Genomic DNA, 21,006 nt, shown 5'->3' on the forward strand with positions numbered 1-21,006 from the left:
ATGAACAACAACCTATACGAGAAGACCGCTACCGACTTTGACGCTATCCGTCTCAGTGTTGCCAGCCCAGAGAACATCCTAGACTGGTCTCATGGTGAGGTTACTAAGCCGGAAACTATTAACTACCGTACCCAAAAACCGGAGAAGGATGGCTTGTTCGATGAGCGAATCTTCGGACCGAGTAAAGACTTTGAGTGCTACTGTGGTAAATACAAAGGCTCTCACTATCGTGGCGTTACCTGTGATCGTTGTGGCGTGTTGGTTGCACGTTCGATCGTCCGCCGAGAACGCATGGGCCACATCAGTCTAGCCGTACCAGTGACACACACTTGGTTCTTACGCGGTGCCCCTTCGAGTATTGGACTCATTCTTAACATGACCGCCAAGAATTTAGAGAAGGTTGTATACTTCGCCAACTACGTTGTCACTGAAGTTAATGAGGACAAGAAGGAAGAGCTGCTGCACGAGCTGGAGTCGACTTTCGAGAACAACAGAGCGGCATTGAAACAAAAGTTTGAGGCTTTAGCCGAGCAGGAGGAGTCCGACATCAAACAGTTGGCTGCTCAGCAGACGGCTGAGACCGATCAATTGGAGGATGAGTACACCACCAAACGGGCTCGGATCGAAGCATTAGTAGTTAAAGCTCTCCTAACTGAGGGCGAGTACCGCGATATTAAGCGCGAGCATGGCAATATATTCACCGCTATGATCGGGGCTGAGGCGGTCGAACACTTACTAAGTCAGATCGATGTCGACGCTACCGTAGCCGAGCTAAAGGTCGCTACTGAAGAATCACAAGGTCAACGACGTCGTAAGCTAATTAAGCGCTTGAAAAAGTTTGAGGGTATGCAAAAAGCCAACATCACTCCTTCTTGGATGGTGATGCGCCACATTCCAGTCATCCCACCGGAACTACGACCAATGGTGCAGTTGACCGGTGGACGTTTTGCTACTTCGGATCTCAACGATCTATATCGTCGGGTTATCAACCGTAACAACCGCTTGAAGAAGCTGGTCGACCTTAATGCGCCGGAAGTTATTCGTCGTAACGAGATGCGGATGCTCCAAGAAGCAGTCGACGCTTTAATCGATAACTCTCATGCACGTGGCGGCCGTTCGGTCAGTGCTACCGGTGGAAGACGCAAGTTAAAAAGTCTGAGTGATCAGCTGCGCGGTAAGCAGGGTCGCTTCCGACAGAACCTGCTAGGTAAGCGGGTCGACTACTCGGGACGTAGCGTTATCGTTTCTGGCCCTACTCTGGGCTTAGACGAGTGTGGCCTACCGAAGATGATGGCTCTCGAGCTATTCAAACCTTTCGTAATCGGTAAGCTAATTGAAGAGGAGGCGGCTCATAACGTTAAAGCTGCCGGCCAGATGATTGAGAGTGGTGAACCTGTAGTCTGGGATGCACTGGACAAAGTGATTGAAGGCAAATACGTTCTACTTAACCGTGCGCCTACCTTGCACCGTCTCGGAGTTCAGGCTTTCCGTCCGAAACTAATTGAGGGTAAGGCCATCCAGCTACACCCGTTGGTCTGTATCGGCTTTAACGCTGATTTCGATGGTGACCAGATGGCCGTTCACTTGCCGTTGGGTGATGAGGCTCAGGCTGAGGCTAAGAACATCATGGCTGCTAGTAAAAACTTACTTTACCCCTCTAGTGGTGAGGTTTACGTATACATCGCGCAGGATATGGTGCTGGGTGCTTACTATATGACCTACGAGAGATTAGGTATGGATAATCCAGCCTATATCTATACTGGCGCAGCCGAAGCTATGCACGCCTATGACAATGAGACTATTACCTTACATACTCCGATTCAAGTCGAGATCGAGGGTGAGCTTACCACTACTACTATCGGGCGGATTATTTTCAATGATATTCTACCGGTGGATCTACCATTCCAGAACATGACTTTCGATAAAGGTGAGCTAGCCGGACTATCAACTAAAATCTTTGAGCTTTACGGCATGGAGATTCTGGCTGAAGTGGCCGACGCCATTAAGACGCTAGGTTTCGAGTACGCTACAGTTTCCGGTCTTTCCACTGGAATGGACGACTACATCGTACCAAGTGAGAAAGGGGCGATTCTAGAACGCGGTGACGAACGGGTGAGTGAGATTAGTGAGCAGTACGATCAAGGTCTGATCACGGAGGAGGAGCGCTACCGCTTAACCATCGAGTCTTGGCGTAATATTAACGAAGAACTTCAGGCAGTGGTAAAAGAACGTTTTGCTGAGCAAGATAACTCGACCACCGTTACTGTAGTCTCTGGGGCTCGAGCTAAGCTAAGTGCTGTCAGCCAGATCATAGGTATGCTAGGTAGTGTGATCGATGTTTACGGTAACACCATCGAACTACCGGTTAAGAGTAACTATAAGGAGGGCTTAAACGCTCTAGAATACTTCTCAGCTGCTCGCGGTTCACGTAAGGGTCTAGTCGACACCGCCCTGAAGACCGCCGATTCCGGTTATCTGACGCGCCGTTTGGTTGATGTTTCCCAGGACACCTTCACGATCGAAGAGGATTGTGGTGATAACATCGGTCTGATAGTTGATCGTCATGAGAGTGAAGAGTTGGGTGTTAGTTTCGCCGATCGTCTTACCGGTCGAGTAGCGGCTGAGGCTCTAAAGGGTCAGATCAAGGTCGGTGAGCTGATTACGCGAGATAAGGCCGAGGCTATAGCAGCCGAGACTGAGATCGAACGCTTCCGGATCCGTAGCTTACTAAGCTGTCAATCGATTCGCGGTGTCTGCCAACACTGCTACGGTGTCGATCTTTCGACCGGCCGTATGGTCGACTTACGAGTTCCGGTGGGAGTTATGGCCGCTCAAGCTATCGGTGAGCCCGGTACGCAACTTACCCTCGACACCTTCCATAAAGGTGGAGTTGCCGGCGATGACATTACTCAGGGCCTACCTCGTGTCGATGAGCTGTTTGAGGCGCGTAACCCGAAAGGACAGGCTCAACTGGCCGATGCTACTGGCACCATCTCTATTACCGAGGAAGAGTCGCGCTATGTAGTCCGACTCTCACCGGAAGGTAGCAATGAGAAGAGCTATCCGCTGAAAGGGCTGAAGCCGACGATCAAGACTAACCAATCTGTTAAAGCTGGTGACGTTCTCGCTACCAGTGAGGACCACAAGCACACCATTACTGCTACTTTGGACGGTACTGCTAAGGTCAATAAAACCAAGATTACTATCAAGGCCGAGAAAGTTGGCGTCCAAGAGTACACCATCCCGCGCTATCGTAATCTGTTAGTTAAGGACGGAGATCAGGTCACTGCCGGAGCGCAGCTAACGACTGGTTCGGTCAACCTGCAGGATCTGCTTAAACTGGCCGGTACCGCCGAGGTGCAACGCTACGTGATGAACGAAGTTCAACGGGTATTTAGTCTGCAGGGTGCGGGAATTGCTGACAAACACCTCGAAACCGTAGTGCAGCAGATGACCTCTCGCGTACACATCGAAGACCCCGGCGATAGTCTATTTGTAACCGGCGACGTGGTTAGCCGGGCTACCATCGTCGAAGAAAACCAGCGCTTAAGTAGCGAAGGCAAGCAGCCCATTACCTATAAGCAGCTACTGCTAGGAATCAGTAAGTCCTCGCTCAGTACCGACTCCTGGCTATCGGCTGCATCTTTCCAGGACACGACCCGGATTCTTATTGCCGCTGCTACTTCCGGTAGCGTCGATAAACTCTACGGCCTGAAAGAGAACGTGATCATCGGTCGTAAGATTCCAGTCGGAACCGGCTACACTCCCGAAGCGGATTTGACTGACGAGAGTCAATCTGATTAACTAACTACTGTTTGAATATTTGAAAGAGAGTTTCTGTGCCTACAATTAACCAGCTCATCACCAAGCCGCGTAAGAAGAGCAAGTCGAAATCCAAATCGGCCGCCCTGCACCATGTAAACAATCAGCTTGGTAACAAGAACTACACTAAACCATCGCCGTTTAAGCGCGGTGTGTGTTTGCGGGTGACGACTCAAACACCGAAAAAGCCTAACTCGGCTTTGCGTAAGATTGCCCGAGTTCGGTTAACTAACGGCAAGGAAATCACAGCCTATATTCCTGGTGAAGGGCATAACTTGCAGGAGCACTCCGTAGTTCTCGTTCGCGGTGGTCGGGTTAAGGACCTTCCGGGAGTGCGTTACCACATCGTGCGCGGCACTTTCGATACTGGTGGTGTCAGCGGACGGTCTACGTCGCGCTCTAAATATGGAACTAAGAAGGAAAGCTAATGCCACGCAAGAAGACTAAATCCCTCCAACGTAATATCCAGCCGGATCGCAAGTACAATAGCGTACTGGTAGCCCGTTTGATTAACAAGGTCATGCTGGATGGCAAGAAGCTTAAAGCCGAACGAGTAGTCTATGATGCCTTAGAGGAAGTGGAGCGCCGCACTAAGCAGCCGGCACTCGAGGTTTTTGAAGCGGCTTTAAGGAACGTCTACCCTCAGGTTGAGGTTAAATCGCGTCGCGTCGGCGGTGCTAACTATCAGATTCCTTACGAGGTTAAAGGTAGTCGCCAGATACACCTTACACTGATGTGGATGGTGCAGGCGACACGAAAGAAGAAGGGTAAGCCGATGAGCCTGCGTCTAGCCGATGAGCTGGTAGACGCCTATAACAATGCCGGTGAAACCTTCAAGAAGAAGGAAGATGCTCATAAGATGGCAGAGGCCAACCGTGCTTTCGCCCACCTTGCGCGGTTCTAGGGTTCAAGCATGAGTGGTATTTGCGAAGAGCGCCCCTTGCAGGCTACGCTGGATAGCGCTCAGGAACTGGTCGAGCACTATCCAGAAGATGTGCATCCGACTCAGGAGCAGTCTCTGGGTGGTATAGCGGTTACCGCGAGTAGCTTAGAGCGGGTAGCTAAGCGATTGAACTGCCCGGGACCGATTACCAAAGATCAGCTCGACTGCCCCTTGCGGGACTCCGCCCTCGGTGCTCGTAACTACGGTTTAGGTAAATGGGATCTGCAAGTTGACCTGAATGAAGATAGGCCGGGATATCATGGATGAATCAGGGTCTACTGGATCAAAATCTAGGATACCGCATCATCCAGGACAATATTTATAAATTTAAGCTAATAGATTTGATAAGGAATTAAATATGACTAAACGTGAGCATGCATTAGAATCAACTAGAAATATCGGCACTATCGCCCACATCGATGCCGGGAAAACTACCGTCACTGAGGGCATACTTTATCGCACTGGTTTAACCCATAAGATCGGGGCCGTGCATGAAGGTGAAGCTACCATGGACTGGATGGAGCAGGAGCAGGAGCGAGGTATTACGATTACCTCAGCTGCAACGACCTGTTTCTGGAAGGATCATCGGATTAACATTATCGACACTCCGGGCCACATCGACTTTACCGTCGAGGTTGAGCGCAGTTTACGTGTACTTGATGGTGCCTTGGTGATTTTCGACGGCAAGATGGGGGTTGAGCCTCAGTCAGAGACCGTCTGGCGCCAAGCTGATAAATACAAGGTGCCGCGCATCTGCTTTATCAATAAGATCAACCAGACCGGTGGCGATTTCTATTCGAGTCTAGAGACGATACATGAGCGTCTAGGCAAACATGCCTATCCGATTCATTTACCGATAGGCTTCGAGCAGTCGGTCTCCGGTATCGTCGATCTCATCGAGATGAAGGCTTACACTTACGATGATTTTACCGATAAGGAACTAAAAGTTAGTGAAGTACCGGAAGATATGCTGGAGAAGGTAGAGCGCTACCGCCAGCACTTGATCGAAGGTGCATTGGAGCACCACGACGAGCTAATGGAGAAGTACTTGGAGACCGGAGAGCTAAGTGAAGCAGAGATTAAGTCTGCCGTGCGGGAATCGGTACTAACCGGTAAGTTCTATGCCGTATCTGGCGGTGACGGTCGCGGTGTCATCATGGAGAAAGTCCTCGATGCCGTAGTTGACTACCTACCTAGCCCGTTAGATGTTCCACCTGCCAAGGGTGAATCACCGAAAACCGGTGAAGAGATTACGCGGAAGACTTCTGATGATGAGCCGTTTACGGCCCTAGCTTTTAAGGTCGCCACCGATCCGTTCGTCGGAAAACTAACTTTCTTCCGGGTTTATTCCGGTACCATGGAGGCCGGCTCCTATGTCCTAAATGCTAATACCGGCAGTAAAGAGCGTTTAGGCCGTATCGTTCGTCTGCATGCTAACACTCGCGAAGATGTAGACAAGGTTTTTGCCGGTGATATCGCAGCCGCCGTCGGCTTGAAAGGTACAACTACCGGGGACACCCTGTCCGATGTTGATAACCCGGTAATGTTAGAGAACATTACTTTCCCAGACCCGCCGGTAGCCGTAGCGATCGAACCAAAGACTAAGGCTGATCAGGAGAAGATGTCGACCGCCTTGCAGCGCCTAGCGGAAGAGGATCCGACCTTTAGGGTCCACACCGATGAAGAGACCGGCCAGACGATTATTGAAGGTATGGGTGAATTACACCTTGAGATCATCATCGATCGAATGAAGCGTGAATTTAAAGTCGAAGCTGACGTCGGTAAGCCTCAGGTAGCTTACCGGGAGGCTATCACTAAGCCGATAGCTAACGTCGAGACTAAATTTATTCGTCAGACGGGTGGTAGGGGTCAGTACGGGCACGTCATCATCGATGTCGAACCACGTGAACGTGGGGAGGGCTTCGACTTCGAGAACGCTATCGTCGGTGGTTCAATTCCCCGCGAGTACATCAAACCAGTGGAAGAAGGCATCAAAGAGGCCTTAGCCAGTGGTATCATTGCGGGCTACCCAGTAGTAGACGTGGGCGTTAAGCTACATGATGGTTCATACCATGATGTCGACTCTTCGGAAGTAGCCTTTAAGATCGCCGGCTCTATGGCTATCCAAGATGCCGTGAAGCGAGCCGGACCGGTTCTGCTTGAACCGGTGATGAAGATTGAAATCATCACTCCGGAAGAGTTCATGGGAGATGTAATGGGAGATGTGAATTCACGTCGAGGCCGGGTAGAGAAGATGGAGGACCGTGCTAAGGCCAAGATCATCGAAGCCTATGTGCCGTTAGCTGAGATGTTTGGCTACACTACGGACCTACGCTCTATGACTCAGGGGCGAGCTGCCAGCTCAATGGAGCTATCCCACTACGAGCCGGTCCCTTCCCAGGTGGCCGAGGCAGTTATCGGCGAACGCGGATCGAAGTAGCGACTGAGTGGGGTGTCGTGATCTCTGATCGACACCTCGATTCGTTACCACATACATTTGCCAGTTAAGAGGGCTTGCCAAACAGATGTAGGATCAGTATAATCAAAAGCTGATGATAATTCGGTGTGCCTAGGGCACACTTTAATATAAGTAAATTTTAAGGAGTTAGCAGATGGCTGATTTTAAGCGCGATAAGCCGCACATTAATGTAGGTACTATGGGTCACGTCGACCACGGTAAAACTACTCTAACCGCTGCCATTACCACAGTTTTAGCAGAGAAAGTTCCTAGCGACATCAACAAGATGGTCGCCTATGATGCGATCGACAAGGCACCGGAAGAGCGAGAGCGGGGAATTACTATCGCTACTTCACACCAGGAGTACGAAAGTGAAAACCGACACTATGCCCACGTCGATATGCCGGGTCACGCCGACTACGTCAAGAACATGATTACTGGAGCTGCCCAGATTGATGGTGCCGTCCTAGTAGTATCGGCTGCTGATGGCCCAATGCCACAGACTCGAGAGCACGTTCTATTGGCTCGCCAGGTTGGTGTGCCAAGTATCGTGGTCTACCTGAATAAGACCGATCTTGCCGACCCAGATCTTGTCGAATTAGTCGAGATGGAAGTCCGTGAACTCCTTGAGAAGTACGAATACGACGCCGACGCACCAATTGTGAAGGGGTCTGCCCTGAAGGCTATCGAAGGTGACGCTGATGCTCAAGAGTCAATCATGGAGCTGGTTAAGGCAATGGATGAATTCTTTCCCGAGCCGAAGCGCGAAATCGAGAAAGACTATTTAATGCCAGTTGAGGATGTTTTCTCAATCAAGGGCCGTGGAACTGTTGCTACCGGACGAATCGAGCAGGGAATCGTTAACGTTGGTGACGAGATCGAGATTGTCGGTTTACGCGACACCACCAAGTCGACCGTTACTGGGGTTGAGATGTTTAATAAATCCCTTGATCAGGGACAGGCCGGCGATAATGTCGGTATCTTGCTTCGTGGTATTGAACGCGACGATATCGAGCGGGGCCAAGTGCTGTCTAAGCCTGGTTCGATTACTCCACACACCGAGTTCGATGCGGAAGTCTACATTCTTAACAAAGATGAAGGCGGACGCCACACTCCATTCTTCAAAGGCTACAAGCCACAGTTTTACTTCCGTACCACAGACGTTACTGGCGAAGTAGAGCTCCCAGAGGGCACTGAGATGGTGATGCCGGGTGACACCATTACCTTTAAGGTTAAACTGATCCAGCCGATTGCCATGGAAGAGGGTCTCCGCTTTGCTATCCGTGAGGGTGGTAAGACGGTTGGGGCCGGTGTGGTAACGAAGATCAATAAGTAGCATCAATGGCAGCTGATACACCTAACAAACAGCGCATTCGTATTAGGCTTAAAGCCTACGATCATAAGTTGATAGATCAGTCTGCTAAGCAGATTATCGAGACGGCACTACGGACCGGTGCGACGGTAGCCGGTCCAGTACCGCTGCCGACCGATCGTAGTAGTTACACGGTGATTAAGAGCCCGCACATCTTTAAAGATTCGCGCGAACAGTTCGAGATGCGCGTTCACAAACGTTTGATCGACATCACTGACCCGACAAACAAGACTATCGATTCATTGATGAGTCTAAGTTTGCCCGGCGGGGTCGACACCGAAATCAAGATGTAGTCTTAAGTTGTTTAAGTAAAAAGGAGAGCGCTAGCTCTCCTTTTTACTTTTCTGGCTAGTCCATGCTCGCATAATCGCCAGGTCTTTGCTTAAATAGGAGTAATGAAAACGCCTAGTAGAGTTCAACCAAGTGAAGCGGACAGTGTCTACTTCTTAAAATTACTACTCTTCTTTATCTTGGGGGCTATCTGGCTCTACCTACCTTTCACCTCCGTCCCGCTTCCGATCGGTTTTGTGCTGGGAGTGCTGTTTGCCCGTCATGACCACTTCCAGGTGGATCGGAAAATCGAATATGCCATATTATTGGTAGCTGCTATCTTAAGTCTGGTAGCTCCGATAGGGATTGTACTCGACGCTACAGCTCTATGAAACGAATCGGGCGGCTGTTTACCAATTATTTAAGCCGACGATCGACTCGGCTTGTCCTAGCGGCAGTAGCTTTACTCATAGCAGCTTTAGCCTTGACATGGGTTTACTACCAACCGGTGCGAGCCGAAGTCGACTACACCGCCTGTGATATTAGCTATGGTGAGGTGGTAGGTGAATGGAGTGGTAGCGAGGATAGCGAGTGGGATCGTTCCGGTGTGCACTATCAAGTGCGCCGTTTCTCACTCCAGGCGCATGCACCTGATGTGGCTCGGCCCAATACAATTGAGGCCGTACCGTCCCGACTTAGTACCGGAGGAGGGGATGGCTGTATCGAGGAGTTCGACGAAACTATAGATACGACGGCCGAGTTCTATCGCTACAACGGAGCCCGCACTCAGGCTATTCGCTTCGGTGTGCCCGATCTGGGTGATACCAATACGGGTGGCAGGTTTTTCCGTCCGATCAGCCGAGCAGAGAGTAGGGCTGATTTAAGCGTTCCGGTTTATGCCACTCATCCTACAGCGGCCGCAGTTTGGGTTGATGATGGAGGGAGTGCCGAGATACTAATAGAGGCCGAGGCGACACCGCTCTGGTGCATTAATGGTTCAGACTGTCACGATATTATCGACCATGAGGCCGCTCCGTATCCAGCGAAAGGGCAGGGCTATCAGTTTGTGACCGATAACTGTCCGGCGGCAATTAGCTGTAACGCTGAATGGTACGATGCCACTATTCTTTCCCGCCTCACTACAGCTGAGGCTACCCCAGTAGCACCTTTCGATCTTCGACTCTCGGCTGTTTCAACCTGGGCCCCGACTATCGGGACTGAAATGTTGTTGGTCTTTGCCTACCCTACCGAAGTAGAGTTAGATGTAGCCTTGAATGCTGAGAGTGATACGTTCGATCCAGGTGCTAGTTTCGACCTCACCGCTCATATCTCTAAGGTAGGACCTCTTGTTACGGAGGGACAGCTCCAGCTAGAGACAGCCGAACAACCTGCCGACTCCCCGGCCTCAACCCGGGTGTTAACAGCCACAGAGTTAGCGACCTTAAATCAAACCGATGTGCTTAAACTTACATTTCCGGTCACTATTGCTCCAACTGCTGAGCGCGGAGCCTGCTACCAGCTACAGTTAGCTCTTACTGGTGTTACGGAAAATCGATCTATAACTGGATTTGACTACTGCATTACTCCGCCGGATCCTGAACCTACCTCACCAGCATCACTCGCAACACACTTTACCTATAGTGTTAATACCCGGGGTGAGACGGAGTCTGATTTGAGCCAGTTTAAGGCTCAAGCGGCCGCTACCTTGAATGATGCACGTGGTTGGGCACAGGCCGGGGTTTCAACTACAGCTGTATCGAGCGGTGGCGATTTCATTTTATGGTTAGCTGCACCAGATACTATGACTAGCTTCTCATCCGCCTGTTCGGCCGAATACAGCTGTCGGGTGGGGCAGAACGTGGTAATTAACGATGCACGATGGCAAAACGCTACGTCGGCTTGGAACTCGGCTGGTGGTAGTTTGCGTGACTACCGTCATATGGTAATTAACCATGAGGTGGGACATTTCTTAGGTCATGGTCATTATGGCTGCCCAGCTCCAGGTGCTCGCGCCCCTGTGATGCAACAGCAGTCGATCGATTTAGATGGCTGTAAGTTTAACCCCTGGCCGTTGCCGTTCGAACTAGCTGCAATTTAAGTTGACACCCCTTAGGGAGCGCTGGTACAATTAATCGGTACGTATTCGCTATGTAATCTTGCGAAAACTGCTAGAAGATATCCTGCAGCTATTCAAGGGGTATAATTCGTAGCAGTATTTTTATGTAAAGTGGACTTAAATGAGCCCCGTAAGCAGCTTGCTTGCTGCAACTAAGGAACTATTTGCTATGGCAGACCAGTTAGACAATTCAGCTGAGACCAAAAGCTCAACTACTACCGCCGCCCAGCCAGCAGCTAATGGGGTAAAGGCGCTACTCGGGCGTAAACTCGGTATGACGCAGATATTCACGGCTAACGGTGAGGCTAAGGCCGTGACTTTAATCCAGGCCGGCCCCTGTGTGGTAACTGCTGTTCGTGATCAACTCAAGGACGGTTATCAGGCGGTACAGATCGGCTACGGAGAGGCCAAGCGGCTCAACCAAGCCCAGAGCGGACACTTAGCTAAAAGTGGAGCTAACTCGGCTGTCTTGCGCGAAATTCGCGGTGAGTTCGAGTGCGCTGTTGGCGACACTCTCGATGTAAATACCTTTGTACCTGGGGAGAAGCTGACAGTGAGTGGGGTCAGTAAGGGAAAAGGTTTCGCCGGCACAATAAAGCGCCATAATTTTAGCCGCGGCCCAATGAGCCACGGCTCTCGTAACAAGCGCCGTCCCGGTAGTATCGGCTCGATGTATCCGCAGAAAATCTTTAAAGGTAAGAAGATGGCTGGGCGGATGGGTAATGAAAACGTCACCCTTAAGAACCTGTCTATCGAGGTGGTGGATAGTGAAAATCATATTTTAGCTATTGCCGGCGCTGTTCCGGGTCGCCGGGGTAGCTTACTCTTAGTGAAGGGGCAGAACTAATGGCTCAGGCGATTACATTTACTAAAACCGGGGCTAAGGCGACCAAGCAGACTACTCTGCCGAAAGAGCTATTTGACCATGAGGTGAAGAGCTATACTTTGCTACGTCAAGCCTACGAAGCTTATGAGCACAATGGCCGCAGCAGTACTGCTCGGGTTAAGACTCGCGGTGAAGTTCGGGGTGGTGGCCGTAAACCATGGCGCCAGAAAGGTACTGGTAATGCGCGGGCTGGATCGATTCGTAGCCCTATCTGGCGTGGTGGTGGTATTACGTTCGGACCTACCGGTGAGGAGAACTACACCAAGAAACTCAATACTACCGCTAAACGTCGGGCTTTAACACAGGCTTTATCGCTTAAAGCCGCGGCTAAGTCGGTATATACCATCGAGACGATCGAGCTGAAGGAGAACAAGACAAAAGAGCTAGCCCAGCTGCTGGCCAAGCTAGATATGGGTCGTCGGATCATCGTTGTCGTCGAGAACAAGACACCGGAACTAACCCGTGCTGCAAATAACTTACCAGAAGTCTCTTTGATGCAGGCTAGTTATCTTAACGTAAAGACTGTGCTCGATGCCGACGGACTGTTATTTGTTGGTAAGGCTATGGAAGTTTTAGCTACACAGATGGAGAAGAAGTAATGATTTTACGCCCAGTAATCTCTGAGAAAGCAATCACCTTAACTGATAACGACAATACTTATGCTTTCTTCGTGCCCAAGACAGCTAACAAAATCACTATTAAGCAGGCTATCGAGGAGCGTTACGGCGTTGGAGTTGAGCTAGTGCGTACCAGTGTAGTTAAGGGCAAGTCGAAACAGATGCCGGTGAAAAGGGGACGACTCGTCATTACCGGTCGTCGCAGTGACCAGAAGAAGGCCTATGTCACACTGAAGGAAGGCGACAGTATCACTATATTTGAGGGGAGTGAATAATGGCTATTAAGAGTTATAAACCCACCTCGCCAGCCCGACGCGGCATGACTACGCACGATACCGCCGCCGTTACGGCGCAGCGGCCCAAGAAGTCACTGACCGTGGCCAAGAAACAGCAGTCAGGGCGGAATAACACCGGAAAGATTACTACCCGTCACCGCGGTGGAGGTGCTAAACGGCGCTACCGCAAGCTAGATTTCAAGCTGAACGATGGTGTGGTAGCTACGGTCGAATCGATCGAGTATGACCCTAATCGTAGCGCTCACGTCGCCTTAGTGAAGAGTGCTGATGATGCCTACGCCTATGTCTTAGCCACTAGTAAGATGGGAGTCGGCGATAAGATCGAGGTTGGACCTGAAGTAGCCATTACGGCCGGCAACCGTTTACCACTTGGCAGCATCCCGCTCGGAAGTACGATTCATAACATCGAGTTGACGATCGGTCGCGGCGGCCAGCTCGTTCGTAGTGCCGGGGCGCGAGCCCAACTAACTTCAAAGGAAGGCGACTGGGCCTACGTCCGCCTGCCCAGTGGTGAGGTGCGCTTGATTCACCAGAACTGTTACGCTACACTAGGCAGCGTTGGTAACGAGCAGCACCAAAATATAAAGATTGGTAGTGCTGGTCGTAATCGCCGTAAAGGCAAACGTCCGAGTGTACGTGGTAAAGCAATGAACCCAGCCGATCACGGTATGGGCGGTGGAGAAGGCCAGTCAAGTCCTGGTCGCCACCCTGTTACACCTTGGGGCAAGAAAGCCATTGGCCGTAAAACCCGCCGTCGTAAACGTGGCGATGATATGATTATTCGCTCACGCAGCAAGAAGAGGAGATAGATGAGTCGTTCACTGAAAAAGGGACCATATATAGATGAGCGCTTGCAGCGCAAGATTGAGGCGATGGATACGGGCGACCGTACCATTATTAAGACTTGGGCGCGAGCCAGTACCATTACGCCAGAGATGGTCGGTAAGACTATAGCCGTGCACAACGGTAAGGTCCACGTGCCGGTCTTTGTCAGTGAGAACATGGTAGGTCACAAACTTGGTGAGTTCTCCCCTACGCGTAAATTTAAACGTCATGGCGGCAAACTCGCCAAGGGAGAGTAGTCGTGAAAGCTATTGCTAACGGTCTCCGGGTTCCACCACGCAAGATGAATATGGTAGCTGCATTGGTGCGTAAGCGCGACGTGACGGACGCTTTAGTTATTCTGGACCATACCCCCCGTCGGGCCGCTCAGGCTTTACGTGAAGTTATCAAGAGTGCCGCCGCTAATGCCGAACACAACGATAAGGTCGACCCATCCAAGTTAGAGATCGCCGCTATAAACGTCGGTACCGGCGGTATGATTAAGCGGATGCGGCCCAATGCGCGTCTCAGCGTTCGTCCCTATCGTCACCGCCTAAGTAATGTAACCGTCTCACTGCAGACGAAAGGAGATAAGTAATGGGTCATAAAGTTAATCCCATCAGCATGCGTCTGCAAGTGAATAAGGACTGGAAGTCCAAGTGGTTTGCTAACAAACGCGATTATGCCAGTGCACTACATGAAGATATTAAGATTCGTGATCTAATTGAGCGCCAGCTTGACCGCCGCGCCGCTGTAGATCGAGTTGAGATCGAGCGTTCACCAAACGCCATAGCCGTTAATCTCTTCACTGCTCGTCCCGGGGTAGTAATTGGCCGCGGGGGCGAAAATGTCGATGCCTTAAAGCAAAAGCTGGCCAAGCTGATCGACTCTCCTATCACTCTTAACATCGAAGAGGTTAAGAAGCCGGAACTACACGCCAAACTAGTGGCTGATAATATCGCTTCCCAGCTCGAGCGGCGTATCTCTTTCCGTCGGGCGATTAAGTCTACAGCCGATGCCACTATGCGTTCCGGTGCTAAAGGGGTGAAGATTATCGTGTCTGGCCGTCTGAACGGGTCAGAGATGGCGCGCACCGAGAAAGAAGTACTCGGATCGATTCCGCTACACACTATCCGAGCTAATATCGACTACGCTAAGGTTACTGCGGTCACCACTTACGGCGTTATCGGCGTTAAAGTATGGGTTTACCAGGGCGAGGAGTAAGTAATGTTATTACCGAAGAAGACCAAATATAGAAAGGCGATGAAGGGACGGATTAATGGTGTAGCTCAGCGAGGCAATGCTATCAGTTTCGGTAGTTATGGCCTACAGTCGCTCGGCACCGACCGGGTAACCTCTCGCCAAATCGAGGCCGCCCGTCGGGCTATGACTCGCTATATTAAGCGGGGTGGTAAGATCTGGATTCGGATCTTTCCGGATCTGCCTGTCAGTCGCAAGCCGAACGAGACCGCAATGGGTAAGGGTAAGGGCGCGCCAGAGTTCTTTGTGGCTCGTGTCCGTCCCGGTACTATGCTGTTTGAAATGTCTGGTGTGACGGAAGAGATCGCGCGGGAAGCAATGCGTCTGGCGAGCCATAAGTTACCGGTTAAGACGCGCTTTTTAGTTCGTCACGTACCTGGGGAGAGTGAATGATGTTGGCCGATCTACGTAAAGAATCGACTACGGAATTAGAGAAACTGCTTGCCAAGACCCAGGGGGAATGGTTAGAATTTATGACTGATGTCCGTACTAAGGAAGTGAGTGATAATCGTCGGGGCCGTAAATTGCGCCGGGATATTGCTCGTATTAAAACGGTCATTCGGGAAAAGGAGCTAAACTAATGGCACGCACACTAATCGGAACGGTAGTTTCAAACAAGATGGATAAGACCGTTAACGTCGCGGTGACGCGCCTGCGTAATCATCCTCTCTATCGTAAACAGTACAAGATAACCAAGAAGTTCCTCGCTCACGATGAGGCTAATGCTTGCAATATCGGTGATGTCGTCGAGCTACAGGAGACTAGACCGACTAGTAAGCGTAAGCGTTGGAGTGTCAGTAAGATTGTAGAAAAGGGCCCGAACGTATGATTCAGCAAGAGACAAAACTTAAAGTGGCCGATAATAGCGGCGCTAAACAGATTCAGTGTATTCGAGTGCTCGGCGGTACCGGTCGTCGTTATGCTAAATTGGGCGATGTCTTTGTAGCTAGTGTTAAATCGGCTACGCCGGGTGCTACTGTGAAGAAGAAAGAAGTAGTTCGGGCCGTACTAGTCCGTTCGGTACGAATTAATCGCCGCCCAGACGGTTCCACTATTCGGTTTGACGATAATGCTGCCGTTATCATCGATGCCGGTAACAATCCCCGCGGTACTCGTGTGTTTGGTCCGATCGCTCGTGAGCTACGTGATAAGCAGTTTACCCGAATTATATCCTTAGCTCCGGAGGTACTGTAATGCCAGCAGCAAAATTCAAGGTTTTAGGTTTTAGCGTAATGGAAGTAATATCTCCTGCTGTTCCCTGCAAATTAGCCACCAAAGCCCCTAATGGATATGAGGTACAAGCATGAAAATCAAAAAAGGCGATACTGTTATCATTCGCTCTGGCCGCGACAAGGGCAAGACCGGTACCGTGACCGAGGTGTTGCCTCAGTTGAATAAGGTAGTGGTGGATGGTATAAATATAGTAAAGCGTGCCCTGAAGCCGACACAGAAGCACCCCAAGGGTGGCATCGTTGAATCGCCAGCACCACTAGATGTGAGTAACGTCGGTTTGGTCCATCCGGACGATAAGCAACGAGCCAGCCGGATCGGCTATGTAATTAAAGGTGATAAGAAAGTACGCGTCTATCGCCAGTCTAATGATAAGGAAGTTAAGTGAACCGTCTCCAAGCTAAATATCAGAATGAGTTAGTCAGTCAGCTCCAGAAAGAGCTGAAGCTGTCCAACGTCCATCAAGTTCCACGCATCGAGAAGGTGGTGATCAACGTGGGTGCTGGTCGTTCTCTTAATGACAGTCGAATTCTCGAGACTGCTAAGAATACTCTATGTAAGATTACCGGTCAGCAGCCAGTTGTGACTACTGCCAGTAAGAGCATCGCTGGGTTTAAATTGCGCGAGGGTCAAGCTATCGGCACCAAGGTGACACTACGTGGACAGAATATGTACGAGTTTCTCGACCGCCTGATTAGTATCGTTCTACCCCGTACGCGTGATTTTCGTGGCCTGTCGGTAAAAGCGTTTGATCCGCACGGCAACTACAGCCTAGGCTTAACCGATCAGAGCGTCTTTCCTGAACTGTCTTACGAAGATGCCAATGTCTTACACGGTCTACAAATTAACGTAGTAACTAACAGTAATCCAGCCCAAGCCCAAGCTTTACTGCACGCACTGGGACTACCCTTTGAAAGGAGTGAAAATGGCTAAGAAATCAATGATCGCAAAAGCAAAACGCACTCCGAAGTTCAGTACTCGGCAGGTCAATCGCTGTAATAAGTGTGGCCGTCCTCGAGCCTTTATGCGCCAGTTTGGTCTGTGCCGTATCTGTTTCCGTGAGTTAGCAAGCGACGGTAAGATCCCTGGGGTCACGAAAGCGAGTTGGTAATGGTAGATCCGATAGCTGATATGTTAACTCGAATTAGAAACGCTCTAGCGGTCAATAAGACCGAGGTAAGCCTGCCGCACTCGAAAACCAAGCAGGCAGTAGCCGATGTACTGTCGCAGTACGGCTTTCTAGCTGGCGTTAAGGCCGATAAAGAAGCCAAGAGGACCTTACAGCTGCAGCTAGTAGAGGGCGGTAAAGGAGTCGGTATAACCGAAATCCATCGTATCTCTAAGCCTGGTCGGCGAGTATTCGTTACGGCCGGCGAAATTCCAACTGTCTTACGGGGACGCGGTATCGTTGTCATCTCTACGTCGAGTGGTATTATGAGTGGTGGCGAAGCTCGCAAAAAGGGCATCGGCGGCGAATTAATCTGTAAAGTTTGGTAGTAGTATGAGTCGAATAGGTATCCTACCGGTCACAATTCCTAGCGGTACCACCGTTGATATTACTGCTACGGAGATTATCGTTCGCAGCAGCAAGGGTGAACTCAAGGTGACTCAGTTACCCGATGTGGCTGTCGATTCAACTGATGAGGGCATTGTGGTGAGTCGTAAGAATGAATCTCGTCCTGCCCGGGAGCAGCATGGTTTACAGCGCACATTGATTGCTAACGCCGTTCAAGGTGTGAGCGAAGGTTTTAGTAAAGAACTCGAGGTCAACGGTGTCGGATACAAGGTAGCCGTGAGCGGTAACAAGATTACCTTGAATCTCGGCTATTCACATCCTCAAGTAGTGACACTACCGGAAGGGATTGAGGCCAAATTCGAAGGTAATCGCCTAACTCTAAGTGGTATCGATAAACAGCTAGTCGGTCAGATCGCAGCCAACATTCGCGAGCTTCGAAAACCGGAGCCGTATAAGGGCAAGGGAATTAAGTATGTTGGTGAGCGGATAATCCGTAAGGCCGGAAAAGCAGCAGGAGCAGGAAAATGAGTAAGACTATTCGAAAGATTCGTATGACCGGTACAGCTGAGCGTCCTCGCTTAAGCACATATGTCAGCAATCGCCATGTTATAGCCCAAGTGATTAATGATATTGACGGTACAACTCTGGCTTACAGCTCCTCGGCTGCTGCCGCGGTCAAGGGAAGCTTAAGCGAGAAGGCCGCTTGGGTCGGAGCCGACATCGCTAAGAAGGCTAAGAAAGCTAAAGTAAGCCAGGTGCTATTCGATCGTGGCGGCCGACTGTATCACGGTCGAGTCAAGATCTTAGCTGAAGCTGCCCGTAAAGAAGGACTGGAGTTCTAGATGGATCGACGTAACGAAAACCAATCTGAGTTTAATGAACGCGTAATAAATATCGACCGGGTTGCCCGTGTGGTAAAGGGTGGTCGGCGTTTCCGCTTCCGTGCTTTAGTAGTTATCGGTGACGGGAAGGGAAAGATCGGCATGGGTATTTCTAAAGGTGCTGATGTAACTACCGCTATTAGCAAGGCCGCGCTACAGGCTCAGAAACGCATGGTCAAAATTCCGGTTGTTAACGGTACTATTCCGCACGAAGCTTATGCAAAACACTCCGGAGGCAAGGTATTACTTAAGCCAGCCGGACCAGGTACGGGAGTAATTGCCGGTGGTGCAGTACGTGATGTACTGGAAGTAGCCGGTGTGACCGATATTCTATCTAAGTCACTCGGTTCTTCTAATAAGATAAACTGTACTTATGCCACTTTTGCGGCCCTAGAACAGCTAGTAAAAGTTAAGAAGGTGGAAGCATGAAATACCACGAGTTAGATATAACTAGTAGCAAGACCAAGAAGCGAGTCGGTCGTGGTATCGGTAGTGGTCGCGGTAAGACTGCCGGTCGCGGTACGAAGGGACAGAATTCTCGTACTGGCGGTGGCGTGCGCCCAGGTTTTGAGGGTGGCCAGAATCCGCTGTTAAAGCGGTTACCTAAAGTTCGTGGATTTAAGGCACCTAATAAGAAAATCGCCCTGGTTCATACTGACCAGTTGAATGACTTTCGGGCTAATAGCACCATCGGGAAAGAACAGCTTCATAGTGCCGGACTTATCTCTAAGCCAACTAAAGTAGTTAAATTGCTGCATCGGGGCGAAGTCGGTAAGGCCATAACCGTTTCGGTAGATTACGCTTCAGCCGCCGCCATTGCTGCCCTAGAGGCCGCCGGCGGTAGTTTCAAGAAGGACGAATAAGCTTTATGCAGCAATCGCGCTGGCGACACATCCTTCGTAACAAAGACATTAGGACTAAGGTTCTGAGTGTCTTTTTTATGATCTTCCTTTACCGGATTATGACCCATGTACCGATTCCGATCAGTGATACGACGACCTTAAGTAATTTTCTGCAGAACCTCCTCTCTTCTAACCGACTCTTCGGCCTGGTCGATCTATTCTCCGGTGGTGCGGTAGCTAACTTCTCGATCGCCCTTATGGGCCTAGGACCCTACATTAATGCCTCGATTATCATGCAGCTCTTAACCCAGGTAGTGCCGAAATTTGCCGAGCTTAAGAAGGAGGGTGAAGAGGGTAGTCGTAAGATTAACCAGTATACCCGTTATCTGACCCTGCCACTGGCTATCGGTCAGTCGATCGGCACCGTTTTCTTTATCCGCCAGTTAGCTATTCAGGTCGGTCAAACCGATATTATCGGTTCACCTTCCTTAGGAGAGTGGGCCTTAATGATTACCGTAATGACGGCCGGTAGTATGTTGCTGATGTGGATGGGAGAGCTAATCAGTGAGAAGGGTATTGGTAATGGTATCTCAATTTTAATCGCGGCTAGTATTATCGCTCAACTACCGGGAATCTTCGGCCAGGCGTTATCGATCATTCAAGCCTCTCCCACCGAGATAATGCAGATAGTAGTCTTTGTTCTTGCCTCACTCCTAATCACCTATTTCATAGTGAAGCTTAATGAGGCCCGGCGCACAGTTAAGGTCTCTTATGCTAAGCGGATGCAGTCCAGTGGCTACGGCGGTGTGGAGTCCGAGTTGCCGATCCGAATCTTAACGGCCGGGGTTATCCCGATTATTTTCGCTGTCGCCTTCTTGTCCGTTCCTACCTTCTTAGGCCAGGTGTTTGCTAACGCTGAGGCAGCATGGTTAGCAAATCTATCTACTAACTTGACGGTATGGTTTGATCCATCGAATCTAGTCTATGCTTTTGTATACTTCGCTCTTGTGGTTGCCTTTACCTACTTCTATACCGGTGTAGTCTTTAACCCTAAGGATATAGCTGAGAACCTACAGAAACAGGGTGGTTTTATCCCAGGTATACGTCCAGGTCAGCAGACTGAACAGTATCTACGCAAAATCGTTAATCGTATCACTCTGTTTGGTTCGATCAGCCTCGGTATTATCGCTGTTTTACCGTTTATCGGGGAGGCGATTACCGGTAGCCAGGCTCTAACCTTTGGTGGTACCGGGTTGCTGATTGTTGTCAGCGTCGGCATCGAAACCTTGCGCCAGCTCGACTCGCAAATCATTAACGCTTCATACCAATAGTGGCGTGGCTAAAAACAGATATGGGTGCTAGAATGCATATGATATATAATTTTCTAACTCGATTTAGTGTTGGGGGGGTTTACAAGCCTGTCATCACTACTTATAATAGGAGCTTGTAGTTTATGGCGAGCAATAAGCAGGTCATTGAATTTGAGGGAACGATCCTAGAGACCCTTCCCAATGCTATGTTTCGTGTGCGTTTAGACAACGACCACGAGATTACTGGCATCATCGCCGGTAAGATGCGCATGCACTACATTAAGATCGTCCCAGGAGATAAGGTGACGGTCGAGATGACCCCTTACGACCTGACCAAGGGTCGAATAACTTATCGGCATAAATAA

At 50.2% G+C, this 21,006-nt stretch carries 29 protein-coding genes and 1 pseudogene; all 30 read left to right on the plus strand.

The annotated features are described in order from the left end of the window. The 30 genes and pseudogenes from rpoC (at position 1) to infA (ending at position 21,006) form a co-directional block, all read left to right on the plus strand. A pseudogene (gene rpoC / locus WD467_03860) lies at positions 1 to 3,606 on the plus strand (DNA-directed RNA polymerase subunit beta'). Positions 3,607 to 3,839: 233 nt separating this feature from the next. After that, entirely contained in the window at positions 3,840 to 4,250 is a 411-nt protein-coding gene (rpsL, locus tag WD467_03865) for a 30S ribosomal protein S12 (GenBank protein MEX2453009.1), read from the plus strand. Further along, entirely contained in the window at positions 4,250 to 4,726 is a 477-nt protein-coding gene (gene rpsG, locus WD467_03870; protein MEX2453010.1) for a 30S ribosomal protein S7, read from the plus strand. Before rpsL ends, rpsG begins: the two co-directional genes overlap by 1 nt. 9 nt (positions 4,727 to 4,735) lie before the next feature. Beyond that, on the plus strand, positions 4,736 to 5,032 hold the full coding sequence (locus WD467_03875; protein MEX2453011.1) for a hypothetical protein: 297 nt from the start codon (positions 4,736 to 4,738) through the stop codon (positions 5,030 to 5,032). A 91-nt stretch (positions 5,033 to 5,123) separates the two neighbouring features. Then, on the plus strand, positions 5,124 to 7,205 hold the full coding sequence (fusA, locus tag WD467_03880; protein ID MEX2453012.1) for an elongation factor G: 2,082 nt from the start codon (positions 5,124 to 5,126) through the stop codon (positions 7,203 to 7,205). Positions 7,206 to 7,377: 172 nt separating this feature from the next. Then, a complete protein-coding gene (tuf, locus tag WD467_03885; GenBank protein ID MEX2453013.1) occupies positions 7,378 to 8,559 on the plus strand; it encodes an elongation factor Tu in 1,182 nt (393 codons plus the stop codon). Positions 8,560 to 8,564: 5 nt separating this feature from the next. Continuing rightward, positions 8,565 to 8,888 (plus strand): 30S ribosomal protein S10, encoded by a 324-nt coding sequence (gene rpsJ, locus WD467_03890; GenBank protein ID MEX2453014.1) that lies wholly within the window; start codon positions 8,565 to 8,567, stop codon positions 8,886 to 8,888. Between the two features lie 102 nt (positions 8,889 to 8,990). After that, on the plus strand, positions 8,991 to 9,257 hold the full coding sequence (locus WD467_03895) for a hypothetical protein (protein ID MEX2453015.1): 267 nt from the start codon (positions 8,991 to 8,993) through the stop codon (positions 9,255 to 9,257). Continuing rightward, a complete protein-coding gene (locus tag WD467_03900; protein MEX2453016.1) occupies positions 9,254 to 10,963 on the plus strand; it encodes a DUF3152 domain-containing protein in 1,710 nt (569 codons plus the stop codon). The genes WD467_03895 and WD467_03900 overlap by 4 nt, the downstream gene beginning before the upstream one ends. A 187-nt stretch (positions 10,964 to 11,150) precedes the next feature. Further along, positions 11,151 to 11,828 carry a 50S ribosomal protein L3 gene (rplC, locus tag WD467_03905; GenBank protein ID MEX2453017.1) on the plus strand — a complete coding sequence of 226 codons (678 nt, stop codon included), beginning with the start codon at positions 11,151 to 11,153 and terminating at the stop codon, positions 11,826 to 11,828. Next, complete coding sequence (rplD, locus tag WD467_03910; GenBank protein ID MEX2453018.1) at positions 11,828 to 12,466, plus strand: 50S ribosomal protein L4; 639 nt, start codon at positions 11,828 to 11,830, stop codon at positions 12,464 to 12,466. The genes rplC and rplD overlap by 1 nt, the downstream gene beginning before the upstream one ends. Next, the gene (rplW, locus tag WD467_03915) at positions 12,466 to 12,759 is read left to right on the plus strand and encodes a 50S ribosomal protein L23 (GenBank protein MEX2453019.1); all 294 of its coding nucleotides are present in this window, start codon (positions 12,466 to 12,468) and stop codon (positions 12,757 to 12,759) included. Before rplD ends, rplW begins: the two co-directional genes overlap by 1 nt. After that, on the plus strand, positions 12,759 to 13,589 hold the full coding sequence (rplB, locus tag WD467_03920) for a 50S ribosomal protein L2 (GenBank protein ID MEX2453020.1): 831 nt from the start codon (positions 12,759 to 12,761) through the stop codon (positions 13,587 to 13,589). The genes rplW and rplB overlap by 1 nt, the downstream gene beginning before the upstream one ends. Next, complete coding sequence (gene rpsS, locus WD467_03925) at positions 13,590 to 13,862, plus strand: 30S ribosomal protein S19 (GenBank protein ID MEX2453021.1); 273 nt, start codon at positions 13,590 to 13,592, stop codon at positions 13,860 to 13,862. Positions 13,863 to 13,864: 2 nt separating this feature from the next. Continuing rightward, positions 13,865 to 14,200 (plus strand): 50S ribosomal protein L22, encoded by a 336-nt coding sequence (gene rplV / locus WD467_03930; GenBank protein MEX2453022.1) that lies wholly within the window; start codon positions 13,865 to 13,867, stop codon positions 14,198 to 14,200. Beyond that, complete coding sequence (gene rpsC, locus WD467_03935; GenBank protein ID MEX2453023.1) at positions 14,200 to 14,826, plus strand: 30S ribosomal protein S3; 627 nt, start codon at positions 14,200 to 14,202, stop codon at positions 14,824 to 14,826. Before rplV ends, rpsC begins: the two co-directional genes overlap by 1 nt. A 3-nt stretch (positions 14,827 to 14,829) precedes the next feature. Then, positions 14,830 to 15,255, plus strand: coding sequence for a 50S ribosomal protein L16 (gene rplP / locus WD467_03940; GenBank protein MEX2453024.1), 426 nt, complete (start codon positions 14,830 to 14,832; stop codon positions 15,253 to 15,255). Beyond that, positions 15,252 to 15,443 (plus strand): 50S ribosomal protein L29, encoded by a 192-nt coding sequence (rpmC, locus tag WD467_03945; GenBank protein ID MEX2453025.1) that lies wholly within the window; start codon positions 15,252 to 15,254, stop codon positions 15,441 to 15,443. The genes rplP and rpmC overlap by 4 nt, the downstream gene beginning before the upstream one ends. Next, on the plus strand, positions 15,443 to 15,691 hold the full coding sequence (rpsQ, locus tag WD467_03950; protein ID MEX2453026.1) for a 30S ribosomal protein S17: 249 nt from the start codon (positions 15,443 to 15,445) through the stop codon (positions 15,689 to 15,691). Before rpmC ends, rpsQ begins: the two co-directional genes overlap by 1 nt. Next, positions 15,688 to 16,056 carry a 50S ribosomal protein L14 gene (rplN, locus tag WD467_03955; GenBank protein MEX2453027.1) on the plus strand — a complete coding sequence of 123 codons (369 nt, stop codon included), beginning with the start codon at positions 15,688 to 15,690 and terminating at the stop codon, positions 16,054 to 16,056. The genes rpsQ and rplN overlap by 4 nt, the downstream gene beginning before the upstream one ends. Before the next feature lie 109 nt (positions 16,057 to 16,165). Then, complete coding sequence (rplX, locus tag WD467_03960; protein MEX2453028.1) at positions 16,166 to 16,480, plus strand: 50S ribosomal protein L24; 315 nt, start codon at positions 16,166 to 16,168, stop codon at positions 16,478 to 16,480. Further along, positions 16,477 to 17,025, plus strand: a complete 549-nt coding sequence (gene rplE, locus WD467_03965) for a 50S ribosomal protein L5 (GenBank protein MEX2453029.1) — start codon at positions 16,477 to 16,479, stop codon at positions 17,023 to 17,025. Before rplX ends, rplE begins: the two co-directional genes overlap by 4 nt. After that, on the plus strand, positions 17,018 to 17,203 hold the full coding sequence (locus tag WD467_03970) for a type Z 30S ribosomal protein S14 (GenBank protein MEX2453030.1): 186 nt from the start codon (positions 17,018 to 17,020) through the stop codon (positions 17,201 to 17,203). Before rplE ends, WD467_03970 begins: the two co-directional genes overlap by 8 nt. Beyond that, a complete protein-coding gene (rpsH, locus tag WD467_03975) occupies positions 17,203 to 17,589 on the plus strand; it encodes a 30S ribosomal protein S8 (GenBank protein MEX2453031.1) in 387 nt (128 codons plus the stop codon). Before WD467_03970 ends, rpsH begins: the two co-directional genes overlap by 1 nt. Positions 17,590 to 17,593: 4 nt before the next feature. After that, the gene (gene rplF / locus WD467_03980) at positions 17,594 to 18,136 is read left to right on the plus strand and encodes a 50S ribosomal protein L6 (GenBank protein MEX2453032.1); all 543 of its coding nucleotides are present in this window, start codon (positions 17,594 to 17,596) and stop codon (positions 18,134 to 18,136) included. Beyond that, positions 18,133 to 18,450, plus strand: coding sequence for a 50S ribosomal protein L18 (gene rplR / locus WD467_03985; protein MEX2453033.1), 318 nt, complete (start codon positions 18,133 to 18,135; stop codon positions 18,448 to 18,450). Before rplF ends, rplR begins: the two co-directional genes overlap by 4 nt. Beyond that, on the plus strand, positions 18,451 to 18,918 hold the full coding sequence (gene rpsE, locus WD467_03990) for a 30S ribosomal protein S5 (protein ID MEX2453034.1): 468 nt from the start codon (positions 18,451 to 18,453) through the stop codon (positions 18,916 to 18,918). After that, positions 18,915 to 19,352 (plus strand): 50S ribosomal protein L15, encoded by a 438-nt coding sequence (rplO, locus tag WD467_03995; protein ID MEX2453035.1) that lies wholly within the window; start codon positions 18,915 to 18,917, stop codon positions 19,350 to 19,352. The genes rpsE and rplO overlap by 4 nt, the downstream gene beginning before the upstream one ends. Before the next feature lie 5 nt (positions 19,353 to 19,357). Then, positions 19,358 to 20,662: a preprotein translocase subunit SecY gene (secY, locus tag WD467_04000; GenBank protein MEX2453036.1), complete on the plus strand. Its 1,305-nt coding sequence runs from the start codon at positions 19,358 to 19,360 to the stop codon at positions 20,660 to 20,662. 122 nt (positions 20,663 to 20,784) lie between these two features. Further along, the gene (infA, locus tag WD467_04005; GenBank protein ID MEX2453037.1) at positions 20,785 to 21,006 is read left to right on the plus strand and encodes a translation initiation factor IF-1; all 222 of its coding nucleotides are present in this window, start codon (positions 20,785 to 20,787) and stop codon (positions 21,004 to 21,006) included.

Source organism: Candidatus Saccharimonadales bacterium (assembly GCA_040903985.1).
Lineage (GTDB): Bacteria > Patescibacteriota > Saccharimonadia > QS-5-54-17 > QS-5-54-17 > JBBDUI01.